The 24421-nt window shown below is 67.2% G+C and carries 25 protein-coding genes; 12 read left to right on the top strand and 13 right to left on the bottom strand.

Annotated features, from left to right (window positions below):
• The first annotated feature begins 72 nt into the window (after positions 1 to 72).
• From ACIQC0_RS10425 to ACIQC0_RS10415, 3 genes are read left to right on the top strand one after another with little or no spacing between them, the layout of a single operon-like run.
• Positions 73 to 1299: a thiolase family protein gene (locus ACIQC0_RS10425; protein ID WP_377214409.1), complete on the top strand. Its 1227-nt coding sequence runs from the start codon at positions 73 to 75 to the stop codon at positions 1297 to 1299.
• Positions 1299 to 2081, top strand: coding sequence for an enoyl-CoA hydratase/isomerase family protein (locus ACIQC0_RS10420; RefSeq protein WP_377214410.1), 783 nt, complete (start codon positions 1299 to 1301; stop codon positions 2079 to 2081). Before ACIQC0_RS10425 ends, ACIQC0_RS10420 begins: the two co-directional genes overlap by 1 nt.
• Positions 2078 to 2959, top strand: coding sequence for a 3-hydroxyacyl-CoA dehydrogenase family protein (locus tag ACIQC0_RS10415; RefSeq protein ID WP_377214411.1), 882 nt, complete (start codon positions 2078 to 2080; stop codon positions 2957 to 2959). The genes ACIQC0_RS10420 and ACIQC0_RS10415 overlap by 4 nt, the downstream gene beginning before the upstream one ends.
• Here ACIQC0_RS10415 and ACIQC0_RS10410 read toward each other — a convergent pair.
• The 3 genes from ACIQC0_RS10410 to ACIQC0_RS10400 form a co-directional block, all read right to left on the bottom strand.
• Positions 2956 to 3189 carry a DUF6480 family protein gene (locus ACIQC0_RS10410; RefSeq protein ID WP_377214412.1) on the bottom strand — a complete coding sequence of 78 codons (234 nt, stop codon included), beginning with the start codon at positions 3187 to 3189 and terminating at the stop codon, positions 2956 to 2958. The genes ACIQC0_RS10415 and ACIQC0_RS10410 overlap by 4 nt on opposite strands.
• Positions 3190 to 3262: 73 nt before the next feature.
• Positions 3263 to 4144, bottom strand: coding sequence for an SGNH/GDSL hydrolase family protein (locus tag ACIQC0_RS10405; protein ID WP_377214413.1), 882 nt, complete (start codon positions 4142 to 4144; stop codon positions 3263 to 3265).
• An 88-nt stretch (positions 4145 to 4232) separates the two neighbouring features.
• Positions 4233 to 4664 carry a PaaI family thioesterase gene (locus ACIQC0_RS10400; protein ID WP_377214414.1) on the bottom strand — a complete coding sequence of 144 codons (432 nt, stop codon included), beginning with the start codon at positions 4662 to 4664 and terminating at the stop codon, positions 4233 to 4235.
• Between the two features lie 150 nt (positions 4665 to 4814).
• On the opposite strand from ACIQC0_RS10400, the gene paaZ reads away from it, so the two are divergent.
• The gene (gene paaZ / locus ACIQC0_RS10395; RefSeq protein WP_400534757.1) at positions 4815 to 6926 is read left to right on the top strand and encodes a phenylacetic acid degradation bifunctional protein PaaZ; all 2112 of its coding nucleotides are present in this window, start codon (positions 4815 to 4817) and stop codon (positions 6924 to 6926) included.
• A 131-nt stretch (positions 6927 to 7057) separates the two neighbouring features.
• Positions 7058 to 7465 carry a VOC family protein gene (locus tag ACIQC0_RS10390; protein ID WP_377214416.1) on the top strand — a complete coding sequence of 136 codons (408 nt, stop codon included), beginning with the start codon at positions 7058 to 7060 and terminating at the stop codon, positions 7463 to 7465.
• A gap of 94 nt (positions 7466 to 7559) precedes the next feature.
• Here ACIQC0_RS10390 and ACIQC0_RS10385 read toward each other — a convergent pair whose 3' ends face one another.
• The 5 genes from ACIQC0_RS10385 to ACIQC0_RS10365 are packed head-to-tail and all read right to left on the bottom strand — an operon-like array spanning position 7560 to position 10680.
• Positions 7560 to 7865 carry a hypothetical protein gene (locus ACIQC0_RS10385; RefSeq protein ID WP_400534755.1) on the bottom strand — a complete coding sequence of 102 codons (306 nt, stop codon included), beginning with the start codon at positions 7863 to 7865 and terminating at the stop codon, positions 7560 to 7562.
• A 12-nt stretch (positions 7866 to 7877) separates the two neighbouring features.
• On the bottom strand, positions 7878 to 8108 hold the full coding sequence (locus ACIQC0_RS10380; protein WP_400534753.1) for a hypothetical protein: 231 nt from the start codon (positions 8106 to 8108) through the stop codon (positions 7878 to 7880).
• Positions 8109 to 8158: 50 nt separating this feature from the next.
• The gene (locus ACIQC0_RS10375) at positions 8159 to 8785 is read right to left on the bottom strand and encodes a TetR/AcrR family transcriptional regulator (RefSeq protein ID WP_377214418.1); all 627 of its coding nucleotides are present in this window, start codon (positions 8783 to 8785) and stop codon (positions 8159 to 8161) included.
• Between the two features lie 31 nt (positions 8786 to 8816).
• Positions 8817 to 10190, bottom strand: a complete 1374-nt coding sequence (paaK, locus tag ACIQC0_RS10370; RefSeq protein ID WP_400534751.1) for a phenylacetate--CoA ligase PaaK — start codon at positions 10188 to 10190, stop codon at positions 8817 to 8819.
• 7 nt (positions 10191 to 10197) lie between these two features.
• The gene (locus ACIQC0_RS10365; RefSeq protein WP_400534749.1) at positions 10198 to 10680 is read right to left on the bottom strand and encodes a hotdog fold thioesterase; all 483 of its coding nucleotides are present in this window, start codon (positions 10678 to 10680) and stop codon (positions 10198 to 10200) included.
• 283 nt (positions 10681 to 10963) lie between these two features.
• On the opposite strand from ACIQC0_RS10365, the gene pta reads away from it, so the two are divergent.
• The 3 genes from pta (at position 10964) to ACIQC0_RS10350 (ending at position 15236) form a co-directional block, all read left to right on the top strand.
• Complete coding sequence (pta, locus tag ACIQC0_RS10360) at positions 10964 to 13027, top strand: phosphate acetyltransferase (protein ID WP_400534747.1); 2064 nt, start codon at positions 10964 to 10966, stop codon at positions 13025 to 13027.
• A 143-nt stretch (positions 13028 to 13170) separates the two neighbouring features.
• A complete protein-coding gene (locus ACIQC0_RS10355; RefSeq protein ID WP_400534745.1) occupies positions 13171 to 14241 on the top strand; it encodes a LacI family DNA-binding transcriptional regulator in 1071 nt (356 codons plus the stop codon).
• The gene (locus ACIQC0_RS10350) at positions 14241 to 15236 is read left to right on the top strand and encodes an aldo/keto reductase family protein (protein WP_400534743.1); all 996 of its coding nucleotides are present in this window, start codon (positions 14241 to 14243) and stop codon (positions 15234 to 15236) included. The genes ACIQC0_RS10355 and ACIQC0_RS10350 overlap by 1 nt, the downstream gene beginning before the upstream one ends.
• Before the next feature lie 52 nt (positions 15237 to 15288).
• On the opposite strand, the gene ACIQC0_RS10345 is transcribed toward ACIQC0_RS10350, so the two are convergent.
• A complete protein-coding gene (locus ACIQC0_RS10345) occupies positions 15289 to 15615 on the bottom strand; it encodes a hypothetical protein (RefSeq protein ID WP_377214424.1) in 327 nt (108 codons plus the stop codon).
• A 205-nt stretch (positions 15616 to 15820) separates the two neighbouring features.
• Between ACIQC0_RS10345 and ACIQC0_RS10340 the strand changes: the two genes are divergently transcribed.
• Positions 15821 to 16987, top strand: coding sequence for an acetate kinase (locus ACIQC0_RS10340; protein WP_400534740.1), 1167 nt, complete (start codon positions 15821 to 15823; stop codon positions 16985 to 16987).
• Positions 16988 to 17041: 54 nt separating this feature from the next.
• On the opposite strand, the gene ACIQC0_RS10335 is transcribed toward ACIQC0_RS10340, so the two are convergent.
• Complete coding sequence (locus tag ACIQC0_RS10335) at positions 17042 to 18235, bottom strand: NAD(P)/FAD-dependent oxidoreductase (RefSeq protein ID WP_400534738.1); 1194 nt, start codon at positions 18233 to 18235, stop codon at positions 17042 to 17044.
• Positions 18236 to 18280: 45 nt separating this feature from the next.
• Positions 18281 to 20521 (bottom strand): S9 family peptidase, encoded by a 2241-nt coding sequence (locus ACIQC0_RS10330; RefSeq protein ID WP_400534736.1) that lies wholly within the window; start codon positions 20519 to 20521, stop codon positions 18281 to 18283.
• A 631-nt stretch (positions 20522 to 21152) separates the two neighbouring features.
• On the opposite strand from ACIQC0_RS10330, the gene ACIQC0_RS10325 reads away from it, so the two are divergent.
• Positions 21153 to 21575 carry an Hsp20/alpha crystallin family protein gene (locus tag ACIQC0_RS10325; RefSeq protein ID WP_377214428.1) on the top strand — a complete coding sequence of 141 codons (423 nt, stop codon included), beginning with the start codon at positions 21153 to 21155 and terminating at the stop codon, positions 21573 to 21575.
• A 179-nt stretch (positions 21576 to 21754) separates the two neighbouring features.
• Here ACIQC0_RS10325 and ACIQC0_RS10320 read toward each other — a convergent pair whose 3' ends face one another.
• Both ACIQC0_RS10320 and ACIQC0_RS10315 read right to left on the bottom strand, forming a co-directional pair.
• A complete protein-coding gene (locus ACIQC0_RS10320; RefSeq protein ID WP_400534734.1) occupies positions 21755 to 22738 on the bottom strand; it encodes an NAD(P)H-hydrate dehydratase in 984 nt (327 codons plus the stop codon).
• Entirely contained in the window at positions 22716 to 23501 is a 786-nt protein-coding gene (locus ACIQC0_RS10315) for a histidine phosphatase family protein (RefSeq protein ID WP_377214430.1), read from the bottom strand. Before ACIQC0_RS10315 ends, ACIQC0_RS10320 begins: the two co-directional genes overlap by 23 nt.
• 133 nt (positions 23502 to 23634) lie before the next feature.
• Here ACIQC0_RS10315 and ACIQC0_RS10310 point away from each other — a divergent pair, with 133 nt between their 5' ends.
• The gene (locus tag ACIQC0_RS10310; RefSeq protein WP_377214431.1) at positions 23635 to 23979 is read left to right on the top strand and encodes a PadR family transcriptional regulator; all 345 of its coding nucleotides are present in this window, start codon (positions 23635 to 23637) and stop codon (positions 23977 to 23979) included.
• 3 nt (positions 23980 to 23982) lie between these two features.
• Positions 23983 to 24369 (top strand): HAAS signaling domain-containing protein, encoded by a 387-nt coding sequence (locus tag ACIQC0_RS10305; protein WP_377214432.1) that lies wholly within the window; start codon positions 23983 to 23985, stop codon positions 24367 to 24369.
• Positions 24370 to 24421: the final 52 nt, after the last annotated feature.

Raw genomic sequence — 24421 nt, 5'->3', positions numbered from 1 at the left:
GGTCGGTAAGTGGGTCATGCCCGCGGTGCCGCCCGCCGAGACAGTGCTGTTGATCGCGTGAAGGGTGTTTCCATGGCTGCAACCGCAGGGCCGCAGGCTTTCCTTGTTGGCGGAGTACGTACTCCGGTGGGCCGGTACGGAGGGGCGCTCTCGTCCGTCCGACCCGATGACCTCGCCGCCCTGGTGGTCCGCGAGGCCGTCACCCGGGCAGGGCTGGATCCGGACAGCATCGACGAGGTGGTCCTCGGAAACGCCAACGGAGCCGGCGAGGAAAACCGCAACGTCGCCCGCATGGCCATCCTTCTTGCCGGACTTCCCCTCCACATCCCGGGTATCACCGTGAACCGGCTGTGTGCCTCCGGCCTCAGCGCCATCATCCAGGCCAGCCAGATGATCAAGGCAGGCGCCGCGGACATCGTCATCGCCGGCGGCGTCGAGTCCATGAGCCGCGCGCCTTGGGTCCAGGAAAAGCCCGCCACCGCCTTCGCCAAGCCCGGCCAGATCTTCGACACCTCCATCGGCTGGCGCTTCGTCAACCCGAAGTTCCAGAAGGGCGAACTCGCCCGCGACGGCAAGATGACCTACTCCATGCCGGAAACCGCCGAGGAGGTGGCACGGGTGGACAACATCTCCCGCGAGGATGCCGACGCGTTCGCCGTCCGCTCCCACGAGCGTGCGCTGGCGGCCATCGAAGCCGGACGCTTCAGGGACGAGATCGTCCCCGTGACCGTGAAGACCCGGAAGTCCGAGACCCTGGTGGACACCGACGAAGGTCCGCGCCAGGGCACCACCATGGACGTCCTCGCCGGGCTCCGCCCCGTCATTCCGGGCGGCTCCGTAGTTACCGCAGGCAATTCGTCCACCCTGAACGACGGCGCCTCGGCGATTATCGTCGCCTCCGAAGCTGCCATCGAGCGACTGGGCCTGGTGCCGCGGGCCCGCATCATCGACGGTGCCTCCGCCGGCTGCGAGCCCGAAATCATGGGTATCGGCCCGGTTCCGGCCACGCAGAAAGTGCTCAAGCGGAGCGGCTACAGCGTTGGCGACCTTGCCGCCGTCGAACTTAACGAAGCTTTCGCCACCCAGTCGCTGGCGAGCATGCGGCGCCTGGGCCTGGATCCGGAGATCGTGAATAACGACGGCGGCGCGATCGCCCTGGGGCACCCGCTGGGTTCCAGCGGGGCCCGGATCGCGATCACGCTGCTGGGGCGGATGGAGCGCGAGGATGCCCGCATCGGCCTGGCCACCATGTGCATCGGCGTGGGCCAGGGCACGGCCATGCTGTTGGAGAAGGTCTGATGGCCGGCGCCGTGGACCTGGCCGCGGAAAAGTTTGAGGCGCTGCTGGTCGAAGAGCGCCCGGACCGGGTGGTGGTGCTGCTGAACCGCCCGCAGGTGCGCAACGCGATCGACCAGCAGATGGTGGATGAACTCCATACTGTTTGCGCCGCGCTGGAGCAGGACCCGAAGGTCCTGATCATCGCCGGTGTTGAAGGGGTCTTCGCCTCGGGCGCGGACATCGCCCAGCTCCGCGAACGCCGGCGCGATGACGCGCTGCAGGGAATCAACTCCACCATCTTCGTGCGGATCGCGAAGCTGCCCATGCCCGTGATCGCGGCCCTGGACGGCTACTGTCTCGGCGGCGGCGCCGAGCTGGCCTACGCCGCGGACTTCCGGATCGGCACGCCCTCGGTCAAGATCGGCAACCCCGAGACCGGCCTGGGCATCCTGGCCGCGGCAGGCGCGAGCTGGCGGCTCAAGGAACTTGTGGGGGAGCCGGTGGCCAAGCAGATCCTGCTGGCCGGCCGGATCCTCGGCGCCGAGGATGCCCTCGCGGTCAACCTCATCACCGAAATCCATGACGCGGACGGACTCATGGCCGCTGCCCATAGCCTGGCCGACCGGATTGGCCGGCAGGACCCGCTGGCCGTGCGGATTACCAAGTCCGTGTTCCACGCCCCCGCGGAGGCCCACCCGCTGATCGACCAGCTGGCCCAGGGAATCCTTTTTGAGTCCCAGGCCAAGTTCGACCGCATGCAGGCGTTCCTGGACAAGAAATCACAGAAGAAGGACCAGCAATGACCAACTCGGAATTCCCCGCAGGCCTGCCCCACGCCGTCGGCGTCCTCGGCGGCGGCCGGATGGGGGCCGGCATCGCGCATGCGTTCCTCATCAAGGGCGCGGCGGTGCTGGTAGTGGAACGCGACGAGCAGTCCGCCGAAGCCGCACGCGAGCGGGTGGAGTCCGCCGCTGCCAGAAGCATCGAGCGCGGCGCCACGGATGCCAACCTCGACGAGATGGTGTCCCGGCTGGCCGTCGGCGTGGACTACGACGCCTTCAAGGACCGGCAGCTGGTCGTGGAAGCCGTTCCCGAGGACTGGGACCTGAAGGTCGCCTCGCTGCGCGGCATCGAGGAGCGGCTGGCCGCGGATGCGTACCTGGCCTCCAACACCTCGTCGCTGTCCGTCAACGGCCTCGCCGCGGAACTGGCCCGGCCGCAGAACTTCCTGGGCCTGCACTTCTTCAACCCAGTCCCCGCGTCCACCCTAATCGAGGTGGTGCTGGGCGAGCGCACGTCTCCCGAACTCGCTGCCGCGGCAAAGGGGTGGGTCGGGGCGCTCGGCAAGACCGCCGTCGTCGTCAATGACGCTCCCGGCTTCGCCTCCTCGCGACTTGGCGTTGCCATTGCGCTGGAGGCGATGCGGATGGTGGAGGAAGGCGTGGCATCCGCCGAGGACATCGACAACGCCATGGTGCTGGGCTACAAACACCCCACCGGGCCACTGAAGACCACCGATATCGTAGGGCTGGATGTCCGCCTCGGTATCGCTGAATACCTGCACTCCACCCTGGGCGAGCGGTTCGCCCCGCCGCAGATCCTGAGGGACAAGGTGGCCCGAGGCGAACTCGGGCGCAAAACCGGCAAGGGGTTCTTCGACTGGCCGGCGGCCGGCAGCTAGCCGAACAGCCCCACGATGTAGCCGATAAAGAACAGCAGGAACAACAGCACTCCGCCGCCGATGGCGGCTATCCAGAACACCTGCTGGCCCTTCCCGGAACCGGGCTGGCGCGGCTCCTGGGTGCCCGCCACAGAGCCTTCACCCGGGGGTGTTTCGCCCGGCGGCACTCCGCCGCCGGGTTCCAGGCCGGTAATCTTGTCGTCGTCCGGGTCCGGGTTGGTACCTGACATCTGAACTCCCTTGGCTCGCGCTGCTGGTGTTGTGCCCAGCGTAGCCGGGGATGGCGTTCCCTCCTAGGACCGGCTACGCCCGGGCCAGCTGCTTCAGGCTGACTGAGGCCAGCAGTGCGTCTGCATACCCGTTATGTCCCGCCACGTTCGGATGGAAATTTCGGGGATCGAACAGGTTTCCGCTGTCGAGGAAGATCCACGGATCCGCTGAGTTGACGGCGTGGCCTGCAAACCGGGCTGTGACGTCGACGTATTGGACCTGCGTGCCGAACAGGTTCTTGGCGGTTGCCGCAGCGGACGCGATGGTCAGGTTGAGCCCGGCCGTTCCGCTGTTGACCAGGGTTTGTGCCGCCGGAGAAATGAGCGGCGCCCTCGATGCATCAAAAAGCATCGGGTAGCCCAGCACCGCGATCCTTGCCCGGGGTGCGTAGCTCTGGATGGCGGCGAAGGTTTGGACCAGGTTGGCGTGGACGGCGGGGAGGGCAGCCGCCGCAGCGGAAGTGGCAGCGGTGCAGGCCTCCGGAGTTGAGGTGGCGCAGGCGTAGAGGATGGTGCTGACCCCGATGTCGTTGGCGCCGGCGGTGACGCTGACCAGCTCGGTGTCCCTGGAGAGCCGGCCGCTCGCCACCAGGCCGCCGAGCTGGGCCTGGACGCTGGTAACGCCGTTCGACGAATCCACGAGCAGTGCGCCGTGGCAGGCCGCGTTTCCGGCGAGGGAAACCGGGTCCACGGCGTCGAGAAGGTCGACGTAGCCGCCGGCCGTCTGCGTGCACGGCGCCGACGGGACAAAGGCGCCCGCACCCGTCCCTGCTGTATAGGAATCGCCGAGGGCCACATAATCCACGTCCTTCGGCGGGGGTGCCGCTTCCGCCGGAATGGCCGTGGAGCCAAGTGCCATGGCCAGGATGGCGAGGAAGGCCGCTAAGGCCGGGCGCCGCCGTCGTACGTTGTCCATCGGGTTCTCCTTTGACGTCTGGGGGGACAAGGGGGTGTCCGATGTAGGCTACGCCTGCCCGGCGCGGCCGTCACGAGTACTAAGTACCCTACTTTTTGGGCGTGCGCCTCTCCATCAGGAGGTTGGTGATGCGGAGCGTGCAGAGGCGCTGGCCGGCTTCGTTGGTGATGAGCACCTCGTGCGTGGTGAGGGTGCCGCCCAGGTGGATGGGGGTGGCGGTGATGGTGATCTGGCCTTCGCGCGCGGACCGGTGGTGGGTGGCCGAAACGTCCACGCCCACGGCGGTCTTGCCGAGGGTGCTGGCGTGGATGACGGCGGCCCAGGAGCCCACTGCCTCGCCCACGGCGAGGGACGCCCCGCCGTGCAGCAGGCCGAACGACTGCCGGTTCCCCGCCACCGGCATGGTGGCCACCACCCGCTGGACGGATTCCTCGACGATCTTCACGCCCATCTTCTCGTCGAGCTCGCCGAGGGTAATTTTCCACAGCTCGGCGTCTGTGGGGGAGTGGTGCGCGGTCATGGGTTCTCCTCGGCCTTGGCGGAACGTCCGGTGTGCGAATTCCTAGTGTGCACCACGGCGCATTCATGTACTGTAGATATATTACCGAACGGCCGGTCAGTAATGATCGACCGTCTTCGTCTGCCCCCATGTTGGAAGGACCCGTCAACGATGACCACCACTGCCACAGCTCCCCAGGCCACGGTCGACACCGTCGAGACCGTCCCCAGTTTCGTCCAGGACCGCTGGTGGACGCCCGACGCCGGTTCGGCAGCTTCCGCTGTCCCCGTCCGTGACGCCAGCACGGGTGAGCTCCTGGCCCGGGTCAGCACGGGAGGCCTGGACCTTGCCGCCGTTGTAGAGCACGGCCGCACCGTCGGCCAGGCCGAACTTGGCAAGCTGACCTTCCACCAGCGCGCGCTCAAACTCAAGGAGCTGGCGCAGTACCTCAACGCCCGCCGCGAGCACTTCTACGCTTTTTCGGCGCAGACCGGCGCCACCAAGATCGATTCCATGATCGACATCGACGGCGGCATCGGCGTCCTCTTCACCTTCGGCTCCAAGGGCCGCCGCGAGCTCCCTAATGCGCAGGTGGTGGTGGACGGCCCCATGGAGGTCCTGTCCAAGGACGGTTCGTTCGCCGGCGAGCACATCTACACGCGCATCCCCGGCGTTGCCGTACAGATCAACGCGTTCAACTTCCCGGTCTGGGGCATGCTCGAGAAGCTGGCGCCCGCCTTCATCGCCGGCGTCCCCACCATCGTCAAGCCCGCCACCCCCACCGGCTACGTTGCCGCCGCTGTGGTGAAGGCCATCATCGAATCCAACATCCTGCCGAAGGGCTCGCTGCAGCTGGTCTCCGGCTCCGTTCGTGGCCTGCTGGACGTCCTGGACTACCGCGACCTCGTGGCCTTCACCGGCTCCGCGTCCACCGCGCAGTCGCTGAAGTCGCACCGCAACGTGGTGGAGGGCGGTGTCCGCTTCACCTCCGAGACCGACTCCCTGAACGCCGCCATCCTTGGCCCGGACGCGGTCGAAGGGACGCCGGAGTTCGACGCCTTCGTGAAGTCGGTTGTCACGGAAATGACGGCCAAGGCCGGGCAGAAATGCACCGCCATCCGCCGCGCCATCGTGCCGCAGGAGCTGGTCCCGGCCGTGTCCGCGGCCATCGGCAAGCGGATCTCCGAGCGCGTTGTCCTGGGCGATCCGCGGGCCGAGGGCGTCACCATGGGCGCGCTCGCCTCGGTGGAGCAGCTTAACGATGTCCGCGCGGCCGTGCAATCCATGCTCGACGCCGGCGGTGAGCTTGCGTACGGAACGCTCGATTCGCCGTCGGTCACCTCCGCTGACGGTGCCACGGGCGTTGTGGAGGAAGGCGCCTTTATGTCCCCGGTGGTACTGAACTGGCAGGACCCCGAGGCGGAAGCGATCCACTCGCTGGAGGCCTTCGGGCCGGTTTCATCGGTGATCGGCTACGAGGACCTTTCCGACGCCGTCCGCCTCGCCGCCCGGGGCGGCGGCTCCCTGGTGGCGTCCGTGTGCACGAACGACCCAGATGTGGCGCGTGAACTGGTCACCGGCATCGCAGCGCACCACGGCCGCGTGCTGATGCTCAACCGCGAGGACGCCCGCACCTCCACCGGCCACGGCTCACCCGTGCCGCACCTGGTCCATGGCGGCCCCGGGCGTGCCGGCGGCGGTGAAGAGCTCGGCGGCATCCGCTCCGTCATGCACCACATGCAGCGCACCGCCATCCAGGGTTCGCCCAACATGCTCACCGCCGTTACCGGCATCTGGCACACCGGGGCGGACCGAAACTTCACTGTGGAAACCGAGGGCACGCACCCGTTCCGGAAGCACCTGTCCACGCTCCGCATCGGCGACGCCGTCCGGTCCGAGCTGCGCCAGGTGACCCTGGAGGACATCACAGCGTTCGCCAACTCGACCGGAGACACCTTCTACGCCCACACCAACCAGGAAGCGGCGGAAGCCAACCCGTTCTTCCCGGGCATCGTGGCGCACGGGTACCTGCTGCTCAGCTGGGCCGCGGGGCTGTTCGTGGAGCCCGCTCCGGGCCCCGTCCTGGCCAACTACGGGCTGGAGAACCTGCGGTTCATCACGCCGGTGGCCGCGGGCGACTCCATCCGGGTCACGCTCACCGCCAAGAAGATCACCCCGCGCGAGACGGATGAGTACGGCGAGGTCTCTTGGGATGCCGTCCTGACCAACCAGAACGACGAAATCGTGGCCACCTACGACGTCCTGACCCTTGTGGAAAAGTAACCCACCCCCGCCCCCCTCGCTCTATCACTTATGGTCCCTAACACCCGGTGTTAGGGACCATAAGTGATAGAGCATCCCGGGGGTTTTTGGGGGCGGACGGGCGTAAAATTTTGCCCGTAGGAGGTGGCCACATGACATTGAGATTGAACACAGCCACTACCATCCTGCCAGTCGATGATGCAGCCCGCGCCCACAGTTTCTACACGGAGAAACTTGGACTCCCGCACCGCGGTATGACAGACGATGGAAGCGAATTGCTCGGCACTGACGGCGGCCCGATGCTGCAGTTGATGCCGGTTACGGACGGCAAGCATTCGGAGCACACGGCTCTCAGCTTCGAGGTGACGGACATTGAACGGACCGTCCGTGAGATGGAAGACAGGGGAGTGCAGTTTCAGGACTACGATCTGCCCGACCTGAGGACTGAAAATCACATCTGCACCACGGACTCCGAGAAGTGCGCCTGGTTCATGGATACCGAGCACAACATCCTCTGCGTCCACGAAACCCTGGGGACGCAGGCGGAGTACCAACTCTGACCGGACGGAGCTGATCCGGGCCGGCAAACCAAAAAAATAGCTTAGGGGGTGCCCTGGAAGATTCCAGGGCACCCCCTAGGCGTTTATGGGATGGTCAGGACTCGGCTCCGGCGTGCAGTCCGTCGTCGCTGCTGTCGTCCTCGGGGCCCGTGCCGTGGTCGGTGCTGCTCTGGTCAGAGAGGTCCATGTTGCCGCGGGCCTCCTCCATGGTGGGGCCTCCGGACGGAACGCTGTAGGTGTCCGGGCGGAGCCCGTGGGACTGCTCCTCGATCAGCGCCTGCTCTTCGCTGAACCGGATTGCGTTGGCTTCGTCGCCGGCGTCGCCGGGGATGTCCTCGCGCAGCTTGGACGGGTCCGGGACGATGAAGCCTGCGTCTGCGTCTTCCTTGGGGTGGCTCATGTTCTGACCTTCCTATCGGGTGGTTCTACTGGTGGGCCGTTCCGCGAGGTCCGCCTGGATGTCCAGGCTCTGGTCCCCGCGTTTGATCTTGAAGCCTACGGTATCGCCGGGGTTTCGGCCGCGCAGTTCAGCCAGGAGCTTTCCTGCGCCGTCAGCTGCACGCCTTCCCTGGACTCCAGCGGCGGCAACCTCCTGCGTAAGTGGTCTTTGTCCCACCGTAACCGGCAGAGGCATTGATACCAAGTACGCTTAGTATTCTCGTGGGAGAGGACGTAGGAATGCGCCGGTCCGTGCTAGGAGTGCCCGTGCAATCCGTCGAACGCCATGGTGATGACGTCGTCCGCCAGCTTGTCCGGGGACAGCGAACCGCCCGGCTTGTACCACTCGACAATCGAGTTGATCATGCCGAAAAGCAGCCGGGTGACGGTGCGCGGATCGATGTCCTGGCGCAGCGTGCCTTCATCGCGGGCAGCCGAGATCAGGGCGGCGACCTTGTGGTCGAAGGTGCGCCGCCGTTCCAGCGCATCCCGCTCGATCTCCGTGTTGCCGCGCAGGCGCAGCAGCAGCGTGACAAACGGAAGCCGGTCCACCAGGACCGCCACCGTCTGCCGCAGCACAAATTCCAGCCGGGCGTCCGCCGCGCCGGAGGTGGCCTGCGGCTGCTCCAGGATGGATTCCAGTCCGCCCAGTGCGTGGTCCAGGGCGAGCTTGAGCAGGTCGCCCTTGGACGGCACGTGGTGGTAGATCGCGGACTTGGAGATGCCAAGGTTCTCCGCCAGAATGCCCATCGAGGTGGCGTCATAACCGTGCCGGTTAAAGACGTCCACCGCGATGCGGAGCACCGACTGCTGGTCGTAGCCTGGCCGGCCCCGCTTGGTACCCGCGGGGGCGGCGGCTGCTGTGCTTGCTGTGCTGGGCATAGAGGCTAGTTTCTCACGAACGGTCGGTCGTTTATCCCTTGGGGCGCAGGTCGTAAATGCGGCGCAGCTTCCCGTTGGACCGCTCAAGCGATCCCGGATCCACCACGTCCACGGCGCACGAAGAACCCACGTGGATCTTGATCTGCTCCTTCAAAACGCGCGCCGCCGTCGCGCTCTGCTCGGGCGTGACGGCGTCCCGCCGCTCGATCCGCACGGTCAGCTGGTCCATCCGCTGGCCTTCGGGGCGGGTCAGCTCGAGCTGGAAGTGCGGGCTCAGTTCGGGGATGCGCAGGGCGATCTCCTCGATCTGGGACGGGAAGAGGTTCACGCCGCGGAGGATGATCATGTCGTCGCTGCGGCCGGTGATGCGGCCCATGCGGCGGTGCGCGGGGCGGGCCGTGCCGGGAAGCAGGCGGGTGAGGTCCTTGGTGCGGTAGCGGATGATGGGCAGCGCTTCCTTGGTGAGCGAGGTGAACACGAGTTCGCCGTGTTCGCCGTCGCGCAGGACGTTCTCCTTGCCCACCACGGGGTTGTAGGCGTCGATGATCTCCGGGCGGAAGTGGTCCTCCCAGATGTGGCTGCCGTCCTGGGTTTCCACCGCTTCTCCGGCAACGCCCGGGCCCATGACCTCGGACAGGCCGTAGATGTCGCAGGCCTTGATATCCATGGTGACCTCGAGCTCGTGCCGCATCTCTTCGGTCCACGGCTCGGCGCCCAGGACCGCGTACTTCAATGAGGTGGAGCGCGGGTCGATGCCCATGTGCGCCATGGCGTCGGCGATGGTCAGCAGGTAGGTGGGCGTGGCCAGGATGGCGTCCGGCTGGAAATCCTGGATCAGCTGGATCTGGCGTTCGGTCTGGCCGCCGGACATCGGGATGACGGTGCAGCCCAGCGCTTCGGCGCCTGCATGGGCGCCCAGGCCGCCGGTGAACAGGCCGTAACCGTAGGCGTTGTGGACCTTCATGCCGGGCCGGACGCCTGAGGCACGGAGGGAGCGGGCCACCAGTTTGGCCCAGTCCGCCAGGTCCTGCTTGGTGTAGCCGACGACGGTGGGCCGGCCTGTGGTGCCCGAGCTGGCGTGGATGCGGGCTACTTCAGCCTGCGGGACGGCGAACATGCCGAAGGGGTACTCCTCGCGGAGGTCCTCCTTGGTGGTGAAGGGGAAGTTGCCCAGGTCGCTGAGTTCCCGGAGGTCGCGCGGGTGGATGCCGGCGTCGTCGAACTTCCGTTTGTACAGGGGGACGCGGTCGTAGGCGTACTGAACGGTGTGCTGCAGGCGGCTCAGCTGGAGCGTTTCGAGCTCGTCGCGGGAGATGGTCTCCTCGCGGTCCAGGACGGCGTCCGAGCCTGTGGCGTCCGCTGACGCGGTGGAGGTGACGGGGGTTTCGGGGGCATGCAGGGACATGGTTTTCCTACTTCTTGGGGATGGTGCGGCTGCGTCCGCGGAACTCGGCGATGAGCTGGCCGTACTGGGGCGCGGAAGGGTCTGCGGAGGAATCGGAAGGCGGGGTGCCGGCGTCGGCGGCGAAAATCTGGATGTCGTACAGTCCGCTGCGGCCCGCGCTGGAGCGGCGGTCCGCCACTGCCGTGAGCACCTGGCCGCGGAAGGCGGGCTTGAGGAAATTGATGTCGACGCCGGAGGCCACGGTGATGCTGTTCTCTTCCCCGGGTGCCGGAACGGCCGGGTTGCACGCGAGGGCGAAGGCCGTATCACCGAAGGCGAAGATCATTCCGCCGTGGGCCATCCCGAAGCCGTTGAGCATCTCCTGCCGGAGGGTCATCCGGATGGTGGCGTGCCCGTCGCTGAGCGCGATGACGTCGATGCCCATCCACTCGGAGGCGTAGTCGTTCTCCAGGATTTGGTGCGGTGGGCCCGAGAGGGTTGTTCCAGCCATGCGTCATTGCCTCCAGCTTTATTTACCGAATGTTCATTAGGTAATCCCATGAAGGGGGTCGGTGTCAAGAGTTGGGCGTCGAGCCAGCCGCGCCTTCGTGCCCAGTTGCTTTGGCGAGGAGTCCGCTTTTCGAGGGAACACGCCGTCGGGCACGGCGCGCCGCGTCCATGCCGCGCGGAGCAACCGGGCGGGAACGCACGACGGCGGCGGGCGCTTTGCCACTTGGGGTGCCCCGGGTGAAAGACTGGGGTGGACCTGCATCACCACTACCTAAGGGCGGACCATGGCCAAGGGGATCTACGTCAGCGCAACCACACCCGGATCGGGCAAGTCACTCGTGGCTTTGGGCCTGGCGGACACCCTCCACCGGCATGCGGACCGGATCGGATTCTTCAAGCCGGTGGTCCAGGGCCCCGGGGACGACCCCATGGTGGCGCTGATGAAGAGCCGGTTCGAGCTCGACGACGAGCGCTGCCGCGGCGGCCTGACGTTCCAGGAGGTCCGCGAGCTGCTGGCCGAGGGCAACCGGGCCGAGATCGATGCCCGTTGCGTGGAAATTTTCGCCGAAATCTCCCGCCACTGCGACGTGGTGATCGTGGAGGGGACGGACCTGACCGGCCAGGACGCCGCCGTCGAATTCGACCTGAACGCCCGGCTGGCCAACAACCTCGCCGCCTCCGTGGTGGCCGTGGTCGGCGCGAAGGGACGGACCGTCGAGGAGGCGACGGCCGCCGTCGAGGTTGCCCGCAAGGAGCTTTCCGCGGAGAAGTGCTCGCTGCTGGCCATCATGATCAACCGCGCAAATCCGGACGACGTCGGTGCTATCGCCGCCGCTGTGAAGCCCGGCGCCTCCGGGCGTCCCGTCTACGTTTTCCCCGAGCTGGAGGACATCGCCCGGCCCACCACCGGCGAGGTGGCGGCGGCGCTGGGCGTGCGGCAGATCGCCGGCCGGGCGGACATGGAGCGCGACGTGAAGGACGTCAAAGTCGCGGCCATGAGTGTGGGCAATTTCCTGAATGTGCTGGACGAGGGTGCGCTGGTGATCGTTCCCGGGGACCGGGCGGACGTGATGGTCGCGTGCCTGGCCTCCTCCTTCTCGCCGGAATTCCCGGTGCCGTCCGGGCTGATCCTGACGGGCGGCCTGGCCCCGGATGCCAACATCTATCCGCTCCTGGCGCAGGCCCCGTTCCCGGTTTTTGCCGCCGAGGAGGACACCTACGGTACCGCCAAGCGCATCTCCGAGGTCCGGAGCGAAATCTGGTCCGGGCACCGCCGCAAGGTGGCCTCCGCCCTGGGCCTGTGGTCCCGCAGCGTGGACGAGGCTGAACTGGTGGAACGGCTGCATCTGCCGCGGGCCGAGCGCATGACGCCGCTGCGGTTCCTGCACGACCTGATCGAGCGGGCCCGGTCGCAGCGCCGCCATGTGGTCCTGCCCGAGGGCACGGACGTCCGGATCCTGCGCGCCGCGGAAATCCTGCACCGCCGCGATGTCTGCGACCTCACCATCCTGGGCCCGGAACCGGACGTGCGCGAATTGGCATCCGCCAGCGGCATCGACCTGACCGGGATCAGCATTGTGGACCCCGCCACCTCGGACCTGCGGCAGAAGTTCGCGGAGAAGTACTCGGAGCTGCGCGCGCACAGGGGCGTGGACCTGCCCAAGGCCCTGGAAATCATGCAGGACGTCAGCTACTTCGGCACCATGATGGTCCAGCTGGGCGTCGTGGACGGGATGGTCTCCGGTGCCGCGCACACCACCGCCCACACCATCCGGCCGGCCCTGGAATTCGTGAAGACGCGCGAGGGCGTGAAGATCGTGTCTTCCGTGTTCCTGATGCTGATGCCGGACCGCGTGCTGGTCTACGGCGACTGTGCCGTGAACCCGGATCCCAACGTGGAGCAGCTCGCGGACATCGCCCTGGCGTCCGCCGAGACCGCGGCGCAGTTCGGTGTGGAGCCGCGGGTGGCCATGCTTTCCTACTCCACCGGCGGATCCGGCTCCGGCGAGGCCGTGGACCGGGTGCGGCAGGCCACGGACCTGGTCCGCGAACGCCGCCCGGATCTCGCCGTCGAAGGCCCCATCCAGTACGACGCGGCCGTGGACGCCTCCATTGCCGAGTCCAAGATGCCGGGTTCGTCCGTGGCAGGTCAGGCGACCGTCTTCATCTTCCCCGATCTGAACACCGGCAACAACACGTACAAGGCCGTGCAGCAAAGCTCCGGTGCGGTCGCCGTCGGCCCTGTCCTGCAGGGGCTTCGGAAGCCGGTGAATGACCTGTCGCGCGGCTGCACGGTGGAGGACATCGTGAACACCGTGGCCATCACGGCGATCCAGGCGCAGGGTTAGAACTGGCGCCCGCCTTCCTGCCCATCGTCAAGCTCGACGGCGGACGCCGGGTCTGAGGGTGGCCCTGGATGACGCGGGCTGCCCGCGCACCCTGTTACGCAAGCGCTTGCGTAAGCGCCGTCCGGGGCATACCGTGGTTTCCCGTGGGTGCAGGAATAGACGAGGTCGCTGAACGCGCGGGCGTGGCGGCCTCCACAGTGTCGCGAGCGCTGCGCGGGCTGCCAGGAGTTTCGGAAGGGACCCGTGAACGCATCCGCCAGCTGGCTTCCGAGCTTGGATATCAGCCGTTGCCCAGTGCTGCCCGGCTTGCCACGGGCGTGACGGGCACAGTTGCCGTGGTGGTGCCCGACGCTACCAAATGGTTCTTCGGGCAGGTGGTTTCCGGTGCCGCCGGGGCCGTCCGCGCGGCAGGGCGGGACGTCCTGCTCTTCGAACTCGGCGACGGCGAGGGCCGCCGCAGGTTCTTCAGCGGCGGGGTTCTGCGGGGCCGCGCGGACGCCGTGCTGGTTCTGTCGCTGAAACTGTCACAGGCAGAGGTGGGAATGCTGCGCGCCCTGGACCTGCCCGTCGTCGTCCTGGGCCAGTCCTCTGAAATCTTCGGCAGCGTCAGGGTGGATGAACGTGCGGCGGCCAGGGCGGCGGTGCGGCACCTGCTGGACCTGGGGCACCGAAGCATTGCGATGGTCGGCATCGACGACGAAGCCGAAGTGACCGCGGGAAGTGCCGCGCCGCCGTCGCGCGTTGCCGGATACCGCCAGGCGCTGCTCGCGGCGGGCATTACGCCGGCGGCGGACTGCGAGCAGTCCGCCCCGAACAGCGTGGCAGGGGGCCGGACGGCAATGCGGCGGCTCCTTGCAGCGCCGGTCCCGCCCACGGCTGTGTTCGTCGGCTCGGACGAAATGGCGTTCGGTGCCATGCGGGAAGCAGAGGCGGCCGGGCTGGAGATCCCGCGGGATATCTCGTTCGTAGGCTTCGACAACCACGACTTCGCGCCGGTCATGGACCTGACCACGGTGGACCAGGATGTCCGGGGCCAGGGGGCGGCCGCCGCGGAACTGCTGGTCGCTGCCCTCGAGCGCCGCGTGGCCGGGGCACCCGGCTCGGAATCCGAGCGTGGCACCCGGACGGTAAAAACCCGCCTGGTGGTGCGCGGCAGCACAGCCGCCCCGGCCAGGACCAGCACCAATCCAACAACAGCAAAGGCAGGCAACTGATGGAATACCGCAAACTTGGATCATCAGGCATGTACATCAGCGCCCTCGCGTACGGCAACTGGGTCACGCACGGCGAACAGATCGACCAGGAGGCGGCCACCGCGTGCGTCCGGAAGGCGCTCGAGTTGGGGATCACCACGTTCGACACGGCGGACGCCTATGCCGGAACCCGTGCGGAGACCGCGCTGGGCGAGGCGCTGGCCGGAACCCGCCGCGAGAGCATTGAAGTGTTCACCAAGGTCTACTTTCCCACCGGGGAAGGAAAGAACGACCGCGGCCTGTCCCGGAAGCACGTGATGGAATCCATTAACGGTTCGCTGCGCCGGCTGCAGACCGACTATGTGGACCTCTACCAAGCCCACCGCTACGACTACGAAACGCCGCTGGAAGAGACGATGCAGGCTTTCGCTGACATCGTCCGGGCGGGCAAGGCGCTGTACATCGGCGTATCCGAGTGGACCGTGGACGAGATCCGTGCCGGGGCCGCCCTGGCCAAGGACCTGGGGATCCAGTTGATCTCCAACCAGCCCCAGTATTCGATGCTGTGGCGGGTCATCGAGGAGGAGATCGTCCCCGTCAGCGAGGAACTGGGCATCGGCCAAATCTGCTGGTCTCCGCTGGCGCAGGGCGTGCTCACCGGCAAGTACCTGCCGGGCCAGACCGCCCCGGCGGATTCACGATTCGCCGCGGACGACGGCTCGTTGAAGGAAAACCGCTACCTGACCGAGGACATCCTCACGCGGGTGCAGCAGCTCAAGCCGCTGGCTGACGAGGCCGGGCTCTCTCTGGCCGGGCTCGCCGTCGCATGGGTCCTGCAGAACCCGAACGTCTCGGCCGCGATCGTGGGTGCGTCGCGGCCCGAGCAGCTGGAGGACAACGTCAAGGCCGCCGGGGTGAAGCTTGATTCTTCGCTCATGGCACGCATCGACGAGCTCATGCTTCCCGTCGCGGAGCGCGATCCGGCCAAGGTGGAGTCCTTCAAGGAGCGCGTCTGACTCTCACGGCTTAACCGCCTCCAGCCCGGGGCACTGCGACGCAGCCCCCTGGTTAGCTGTTGTCCGGTTTGGCCAGGCTTTCAGGGTCTTCCTCTTTGGCGGGCTCGTCGGACAGTCCCTGGGGGCTGAGGTCCAGGCCCTCGGTGTCTTCCGGGGCTTCGGGGGCCTCACCGGTTTCCTTGGCCTTGAGGGCGCCGGTGTCGTCGAGCGCCGGGTTGGCACCCTCGACGCCGGTGGGATCCTTGGTGCCGGAGCCGCCAGAGCCGGCGCCAGCTCCGCCGTCGTGCGTTCCGCCTGTTCCTTCGGGGAGCGGGGCGGTGCTGCTGGATCCGGTGTTGGTGGGGTCGTTGTCCTCGGCGGGTGTGGGCTCGTTGGTCATGCGATGTCCTCTCGGCGTGGTCCGGCCTGTCCGCTGACTGTAGGCACAGCGCCCAGGGATCCGCAAGAATCCCGCCCCCGCACCCACCCGCGAGGTGGCACTCAACGGCACTCCCGGCGTCGGGCATTGGCGTAGTGCCGTCTCGCGGAGGGGCAGCCGATAGGGTGGAACTGAACCGCGGAAGCTCAGGCTCAGGAGGCCCTTCATGCTCGTGCTCGTCATCAACTCCGGCTCGTCCTCGCTCAAGTACCAGGTGCGCGACGTCGCCGCCGGATCCGTGCTGACCGAGGGGCTGATCGAGAAGATCGGCATGGGCAACGGCGGGGATGGCGACGGCGAGATCGAAGGCCCGCGCGACCATGCCGAGGCGCTGGAGCAGGTGGATGCCGCCATCCACGAGGACCTGGGCGACCTGCAGCTCGGCGCCGTGGGGCACCGGGTGGTGCATGGTGGTGAACGCTTCGCGGAGCCCGTGCTCATTGACAACGAAATCACCCGCGCCATCGAACGGCTCAACCCGCTGGCACCGCTGCACAACCCCGCCAATGTGCTGGGCATCCGCGCCATCACCAGGAAATGGCCGGACCTGCCGCAGGTGGCCGTCTTCGATACCGCCTTCCACCGCAGCATCCCCGAGCACGCCTGGCGCTACGCCGTCCCGGACGAGCTCTACACAAACCACGGCATCCGGCGCTACGGGTTCCACGGGACCTCGCACGAGTACGTCACCCGGCAGGCCGCCGCGCTGCTGGACATCCCGGCGGAAGAGTTCGACGGCGTCATCGCCCACCTGGGGAACGGCGCCTCAGCCACGGCGATCCAGGGCGGCCGGTCGGTGGACACTTCGATGGGGTTCACGCCGCTCGAGGGCCTGGTGATGGGCACGCGCTCCGGCGACCTGGACCCCTCGATCCTCGTTTTCCTCGGCCGGGCCGGCTGGACGCCCGAGGACCTGGACACCATGCTCAACCGCGAATCCGGACTCAAGGGACTGGCCGGCAACAACGACATGCGCTCCGTCGTGGAAGCCGCGGAGTCCGGCGACGGCCGGGCTGCCATGGCGCTCGCCGTCACGTCGTATCGCCTGGCCAAGTACATCGGCGGGTACCACGTGGCTGTCGGCGGGGCGAAGGCCCTGGTGTTCACTGCGGGCATCGGCGAGAACTCCCACCAGTTCCGGGCGCTCGTCGCCGACCGCCTGGGTGCGCTGGGCGTGGAGCTCGACGGCGGCCTGAACCGTCAGCGGTCCAAGGAACCACGCGTCATTTCCACGCCACAGTCCGGGTTGCCCGTCCTGGTGGTGCCCACCGACGAGGAGCGCGCCATCGCGGAGGCGACGGCCGCCGTCGTTTCTTCATCGAGTGCTCCTTAGATGCCGTTTAGCGGCCGCAAAACGGCATTATCGGAGCAATCGATCGGGGTTGTCCTAGGCGCGGCCCTTGAGGATGAGGTTCCAGTAGATCTTCGGGAAGATGTCCCGGTCCACCACCCATGAGAGCCGGCTTTCGTTCCACGTGGGCACGCGCGGGATGGTGGGCATGGGGCGATAACGGTCGTCGAACTCGGCGAAGACCACGGTGTCGCGCGAGACCGTAAAGGGGCACACGGAATAGCCGTTGTACTTGGCGGAAAGGCGCTTGCCCTTCCGCGCGGCCACCAGGTTTCTTGCCAGGACCTTGGTCTGTTTGCGCAGGGCGCCGCCGGACTTGGAGTTGGTGGTGCCTGCGGCGTCGCCCAGCGACCAGACGTTGGGGTACCGGAGATGCCGCAGCGTCTGCCGGTCCACCTCCACGAAGCCGCCGTCGTCCCCGGCGGCCGGGAGGTCCGTTGCCTTCAGCCAGTCCGGTGCTGACTGCGGCGGGACTCCGTTGAGCACGTCGTAGCGGAGCTGTTCCTCGTTGCCGGTCTCCAGGTTGCGGATAGTGGCGGTCTGGGCAGCCGCATCCACGGCCACGAGTTCGCTGTTCGTGCGCAGTTCGATGCCGTACTCCGCGATCTTCCGGTCCAGTTCCCGGTCCACCTCCGGCACGCCGAACACAGTGGGATAGGGCTGGACCATGACCACGCGGATCTTGTCGAGGACGCCCTGCTGGCGCCAATAATCGCAGGCGAGGTACATGGGTTTCTGGCTCGCACCTCCGCACTTGATGGGCCCGGCCGGCATGGTGAACACCGCGGTGCCGGAGGTCATCCCGCTGAGCAGGGTCCACGCCTTGGGCGCCAGGTCGAACTCGTAGTGCGAGGCGCCATGGGGGGAGTGGACGGCCTCGGCCAGCCCCGGCACGGTGTCCCAGTCGTACTGCAGGCCGGGGCAGACCACCAGTTGCCCGTAGGCCACCGTTGACCCGGACGCGAGCGTGACCGTGTTGGCGTTGGCATCCACATCCACGGCGCTGTCCCGGATCCAGGTGACACCGGCGGGGGTCACGGACTCCTGCGTGCGGACCGCCTCCTGGGCCGTCGCCCGCCCGCCGGCGATGTGCGAAAACAGCGGCTGGTAAAGGTGGTGGTCCTTCGGCTCGATGAGCGCCACGTCTTTGACCCCGTACCGCTGCAGCCGGGCCGCCAGCGACACACCCGCGTTGCCGCCGCCGATGACCACCACTTCGAAGCTTTTCATGGCTCTCCTTCGCCTACGGTTTCGTACGCTCAGCTGCCGCCGATCTTACTTCAGCCCGGCGCCCGGCAGCAGTTCGGTAGCGCCCAGGGCATCGGCGATGAATGCGTAGTCCCACGCACGCTCCCGCCACTGCACGTACCGGCCTGACGCACCGCCGTGCCCGCCGTCCATCTCGATCTTCATGACGATCGGCTCGGACCCGGTGGTCTTGTTCCGGAGTTCCTGCACCCATTTGGCCGGCTCCACGTAGAGGACCCGGGTGTCGTTGAAAGAGGTAACGGCAGCGATCTTGGGGTAAGCCGCGGCGCGGACGTTTTCGTAGGGGGAGTAGGACTTCATGTAGCCGTACACGTCCGGGTCCGTGATGGGATTGCCCCACTCCTCCCACTCGAGGGCGGACAGCGGCAGGTCCGGGTCCAGGATGCTGGTCAGCGGATCCACGAACGGTACCTGCGCCACGATGGCGGCGTACTTCTCCGGCGCCAGGTTGGCCACCGCACCCATCAGCAGGCCGCCCGCCGAGCCGCCCAGCGCCGCGATCCGCGCCGGATTCACCCAGCCAGAGGCCGCCAGCCAGTCGGTGGCGTCGATGAAGTCAGTGAAGGTGTTCTTCTTGGCGAGCTTCTTGCCGTTGTCGTACCACTTCCGGCCCAGCTCACCGCCGCCGCGCACGTGCGCAATCACGAACACCACGCCGCGGTCCAGCAGCGACAGCCGGGCGATGCCAAACCCCGGGTCCATGCTCATCTCGTAGGACCCGTAGCCGTAGACCAGGCCCGCCGCCGTCGAATCCTGCCGCACACTCTTGTGCCGCAAAACGGACAGCGGAATGCGCGTGCCGTCCGCCGCCGTCGCCCATTCCCTGGTGGCGACGTAATCGCTGCCGTCGTAGCCTCCCAGCACCGGGCTTTCCTTGCGCAGCAGCAGCTCCCCGGCGGGGCGTTCCGCGGTGGGCAACACAAAATCGTAAACGCGCGACGGCGTGAAGTAGGACGTGTAGCCCAGCCGGATCACCGGGGCGTCGTAGTCCGATCCGCCCACGCCGGCCGTGTAGAGCTCCTCGTCGAACGCCGGCTCGACGGGCTCTTCCTGCGCCGGCGTCCCCAGGCCGGTGAGCCCCATCACCTGGACCCGCTCAATGGTGTCCTTGCGGATGGACACGACCAGGTGCGTGGCGGTGACGCCCGCGCCGTTGACGCGCACGTCCTCGGAATGCCCGACGACGGTCTGCCAGTTCTGCTCGGCCAGCGGCTTTCCCAGCCCGGCCGGGTCAGCCAGGGAGACCATGGAGTTCACGGCACCGCGGTTGTGGGTGAGGAGGATGCGCTCTGTCTTCTGCCCGTCCGGGCCGTCCAGCAGGAAGGGCTCGGCCTCGTAGAGGATGCGTTCATCGCGGGAAATCACGGTGGTCAGGGCGCCGGAGGGGTCGTCGAAGCGGAGCAGGCGCGTCTCGCTGTACTCGGAGCAGCCGATGCCCAGCACCAGGTGCCGCCGGTCCGAGGAGAGCTCGAAGCCCAGCCACATGGCGGCGTCGTCCTCCTGGTAAATGACCACGTCGTCGGCGACGGGCGTGCCCAGGACGTGCGCCTTCACCTGGTAGGGGCGCCACGTCTCGTCCACCACGGTGTAGAAGATGCGCGTGCCGTCGGGAGAGAAGGCAACCCCGTAGAAGATGTTCTCGATGACGTCCGGGAGCAGTTCGCCGGTGCGCAGGTCCTTGATGCGGAGGGTGAACCGCTCGTCGCCGGAGTTGTCCACAGCGTAGGCGTAGAGGTTGCCGTCCACGGTCACGGCCGAACCGCCCACGGAGAAGAAGGGCTTGCCCTCCGCCTCCACGTTGCCGTCCAGCAGGACTTCCTCGCCGGGGATTTCGGTCCCGGGTTCAACCGCCGGAGGGGTCCAGTCGGCGATCTTGTCCTCGGTATCGCTGGCCCGGACGCGGCACTGGATGCCGTACTCCTTGCCCTCCACCGACCGGCTGAAGTACCACCAGCCGTCCTTCCGGTGGGGGACGGACAGATCAGTTTCCTGGGTCCGGCCCTTGATCTCCTGGAAGATCGCCTCCCTCAGCGGTTCCTGGTGCGCGGTGATGGCTTCCTGGTATGCGTTTTCGGCTTTCAGGTGCGCCACGACCTCCGGAGATTCCTTGTCCCGCAGCCACTCGTAGTTGTCCACGAAGGTGTCTCCGTGATGCTTCCGCTCCACGGGATTCCGCTTGGCGACAGGCGGCGTGGGCGCCGCGGCGGGGGCAGTGCTGGCGGGATCCTGCAGGGGAGTGGAGGTCATGCCTTCAATATATAGACCCCCTCGGAAAATAGGGCGCCGCGTTCGCTACCGGGAAACCCGCCCCCCGATGCTCTCTCACTTCCCGCAGGATTCTCCCCAATGCTCTATCACCTAAGGTCCCTATCCAGGGGGTTTAGGAGCTACAACTGATAGAGCATCGGGGGGCGGCGTACCGATGCCCAAGGCGGGGGCGTATTCTGACACTTCAGGCACATCCGCCCAGCGTGAGAGGGGAAGTTCCATGACCATCCCGCCAGTGCACGAACCCGAGCCGTTCCCCGAACCGGGGCCCGACCCCACCCAGCCGGATCCCACGCAGCCGCATCCGCCCGGGCCGCCGTCGCCATTCCCTACCCCGGAACCTCCCGGACCGTTGCCTGTTCCGGACCCGGGCCCGGCGCCGCTCCGCCCGGACCCGACCAGAAGCTAGCGACAGCGCGAAAGGGGCTCTTGCCTGGCTGAACCGATCCAGGCAGGGAAGGGCCCTTGCCGCATGCGTCGACAGCCCAAAAAACGTTCAAAAAATCTCTTTCGAACCGCTTGAAGATCTCCCCTCGCAGTGCTAAAAAATCTATATCAGCCACCACAGATCGGCTGAAAAAGAAGACTGTTTCTTTCGAGGAGGGAAGCCATGTTGATGCGAACCGATCCGTTCCGCGAGCTGGACAGGCTGGCCCAGCAGGTCCTCGGTACGACAGCGCGCCCGGCTGCGATGCCCATGGACGCGTGGCGGGAGGACAAGGAATTCGTCGTCGCCTTTGACCTGCCTGGGGTTGCGGTGGATTCTGTGGACCTGGATGTGGAACGGAATGTCCTGACCGTTCGGGCCGAACGCCCCGAACCGGCCGGAAAGGACACCGAGTTGATCGCCTCCGAGCGGCCGCGCGGCGTATTCAGCCGCCAGCTGATCCTCGGGGATACCCTCGACGCGGAAAACATCAAGGCCAATTACGACGGCGGCGTCCTCACCTTGCGGATCCCCGTCGCCGAAAAGGCGCAGCCGCGCAAGATCGAGATCGAAACCAAGGGGTCGAAGCAAGAGATCGCCGCATAGTTCCACAGGATAATTCCATAGGATCGGGAGGCCGCGCCCCTTCTGTTGGCTGCCTTTTTGGGGCGACTCGCCATTCTGTGCACGCCACAGCGCCAGACAGCGCACCGACAGCGTATGCGCGACCTTCCCGTACGGTGGCCCCCGGCTCCAGCCGGGGGCCATCCACTTCCCCCGTTGGGTCAGGAGCCGAGTTCCAGCATCAGCGCCGGAAGTTCGTCGGCGAGCTCGCGGGCCAGGAATCCGAGCGGGCCCATCCTGCTGGCCAGTCGGTCCGCAGCCGCGGCATGAAGATGCGTTCCCCAGCAGGCGGCCTGCGGGCCGGTGGTCCCGCGCGCCCGCAGCCCCGCAATCGCCCCGGCCAGCACATCACCGCTGCCCGACGTCCCCAAACCCCCGTACCCGGTCGTAATCTTCCACAGATCCGGTTCGCCGCGGCCGTTCCCCGGCGGACGTGCAATTACCCCCTGGCAGCTCACCACCGCGTCATACCGGGCAGCCACCTCGGTCACGGCCGCCTCAAGGGTGTCGGCACCAAGATCGCCGGCATCCCGGCCCAGCAGGACCGCTGCCTCGTTCGGGTTCGGGGTGAGGATCAGCCGCCCGCGCCAAGGGTCCAGCTTGTTTTCCAACCGCAGCAGGGCGCCCAAAGCGTAGGCATCGAGTACGACGGCGGGGCCCCCGTCCCGCCCGGCGTCACCATCAGGTTCCTCCCGCGCGGCCGAATCCCGCTCCAGCATTGCCGCCAGCAGATCCTCGGCGAGGTCCAGGTCGTCCAGGCCGGGTCCCACCAGGACCGCGTCGGCCCGCTCCAGGTAGCTGGAAATGCGGTCCAGGCCGCTGGCCAGGACTGACCCATCAGAGTTCTCGGGCAGCCCGATCGACCCGCACTCCGGCAGGGCCACTCCCACGTGGACAGCCGCCGACTCGGCCACGGCCAGCGTGAGTTTCCCGGCCCCCGCCCGCAAAGCCGCAGTCCCGGCCAGCAGCACCGCACCGGGGGTTGCCCGCGCCCCGCCCACCACCAGCACCGAGCCGCGCGAGTACTTGTCCTCACCGGCGGCCGGCAGCGGCCAGTCGCGGAGGAAGGAGGGCGTGACCAGTGTGGGCTGTGCTTCGGAAGCCGCGGCACCGCCGTCGTAATTACCGGGGGTGGACACTGGCATCCCCGGCGTGCTCCGTGACCTCGACGCCCTGCTCGGTCAGGTGGTCCGCCACGTTGAAGCTCTCCAGCGTCCACGGACCCGCGCCGGACGGGCGGACGTAGCGGGTGATGGAGGCGTTCAGGACGGACGTGCTGGCGGCCAGGTCGAGCAGTTCCTCTTCGGAGAGGCCCTCCATGACGTAGCGGAACAGCATGATCACGGCGTCGTGGCACACCAGCATGACCCGGTGGCCCGTGCCCAGGTTGTTCAGCTCGCCCAGCACGGACCGCAGCCGGAGCGCGACGTCGGCCCATGACTCCCCGCCCGGCGGACGGTAGTACAGCTTGCCCAGCCAGAGCCGCCGCTCCGCCTCCTCGGGGAACCGGTTGTCCACGCCGAGGCGGGTCAACCGGTCCAGGATGCCGAGTTCCCGGTCGCGGAGCCGTTCGTCGGTGACCACCTTGGCCGGCCAGCCCGCCGTTTCCACGGCGATTTCCGCCGTCTGCCGGGCGCGCGCGTAGGGCGAGGAAACTACAGCGTCGGCGCGGAACTCCTCAGCGATCCGGGCCAGGGCAGTCCCCAGTGCCCTGGCCTGCTCCTGCCCTGTCGTGGAAAGCTTCACGTCCGCGTCCCGCGCCGGCACATCGATGACTTCCGCCCCGGCCAGCCGCGCCTCCGTGGCCGCAACGTTGCCCTCACTCTCGCCGTGCCGGACCAGGAGCAGTTCCACCGCCCCGGCCTCCTGCACAGCCTCCGTCAGTCCGTCGTCGTTCAAGACAATCACTCCCGTCCGCGTTCGGTGCCGAATGCAGGAACACTATCAGCGCCCTTACCCACCGGACGGCCAAAATAACGCACGACGGCGGCACGGGCCCGCGTGCGTTGCCTCACCACTTAGGTTGTGACACTATCTAGTTATGAGCATCGAGAAGCGGTGGCCGAGCGACTGGGTCAGGGCCGTCCTTCCCGTTGGCATCCTCCGCGCGATCGCCGTGGGCGGCGAGGCCTATGGGTACCAGATTATCCAGCTGCTGCGGGCGTCCGGTTTCGAGGGGTTGAGCGGCGGAACCGTCTATCCGGCGCTGAACCGGCTGGAGTCGGACGGGCTTGTCAGCTCCCAGTGGCGCCAGGGAGACGCCGGGCCGGGGAAGAAGTTCTATGTACTGACCCCGGAAGGGCGGGACCGGCTGCAGGAATCAACCCGGGACTGGACCGAATTTACCGAACTGATCACGAACCTGCTTCACGAGAGACAAGGCTAAGCGATGACCACGCAGGAATACCTTCAGGCTCTGGCCTACGAACTGCGCCAGCGGAAGCAGGACGAACAGATGGTCCGCAGCACGCTGCGGGAAGTAAGCAGCCACCTGGCCGAGAGCGGGGAAAGCGGCGTCGAGGCCTTCGGGCAACCGCGCGACTACGCCGCCTCACTCGGTGCAGGCACAACCACGTCTAGGGGCTCCCGGGTGGGAACCCTTGCCGGGCTTGTTGTCATCGTGACACTCGCTGCGTATTTGGTCCTTCGGGGGACCTTCGACATAAGCTTCGGCATACTCGGAACGCTCAGCTATTTTGGCGCTGTGGTTGCCGCCACAGCTGCCCTGATAGTGACCGGCCAGCACCTGGACAGACGCCTGCCGGATCTCCGCTAGGACCACAACTGCTAACTTTCCCGACAGCCGCTGCGGATCCGGACAAGCGCAG

This window comes from Pseudarthrobacter sp. NPDC092419 (genome assembly GCF_044755045.1).
GTDB lineage: Bacteria > Actinomycetota > Actinomycetes > Actinomycetales > Micrococcaceae > Arthrobacter.
The sequence above is the reverse complement of the archived record's forward strand: the minus strand, read 5'-3'. Positions and strand labels throughout refer to the sequence as shown.